The following is a 349-nucleotide window of genomic DNA, read 5'->3' as shown; positions in this document are numbered from 1 at the left end:
ACCAGCACATCAGCCAGTTCATCGGCAATCTGATCCTTTTTGAGCTGAACCGCTTCCTCCGATGACTTCCATTGAAAATTCTCCAACAGCTCGGATGCCTCAATACTTAAGGAAATGGCTAAATCCTTGGGGTTATGGAACTGTTCCCAATTCCGGTTCTCTCGGAAGGCCAAGATTTGTCTTATAAGCTCTTCATTCATCTTTGTACTCCTGCCCCCTAACTAATAGATTTATGAAACAACGACACCATCATGCAACGCAAAAAAGAGGCAGTTATCCCTTATGCCGGGAATACGCCTCTGAATGGTTAGGTCACGGCCATGCTTTGGCCTTGTTATATGCATCTTAT

1 protein-coding gene is annotated in these 349 nt (G+C 44.7%); it reads right to left on the bottom strand.

Going from position 1 to position 349, the window contains the following annotated elements; genetic code table 11:
• Positions 1-200: nucleotide pyrophosphohydrolase (locus L691_RS0110870; protein ID WP_025690530.1), on the bottom strand; the 200-nt coding region annotated here is incomplete at its 3' end.
• Between the last annotated feature and the right edge of the window lie 149 nt (positions 201-349).

It is taken from the genome of Paenibacillus zanthoxyli JH29 (genome assembly GCF_000520715.1).
Taxonomy (GTDB): domain Bacteria; phylum Bacillota; class Bacilli; order Paenibacillales; family Paenibacillaceae; genus Paenibacillus_AQ; species Paenibacillus_AQ zanthoxyli.
The sequence above is the reverse complement of the archived record's forward strand: the minus strand, read 5'-3'. Positions and strand labels throughout refer to the sequence as shown.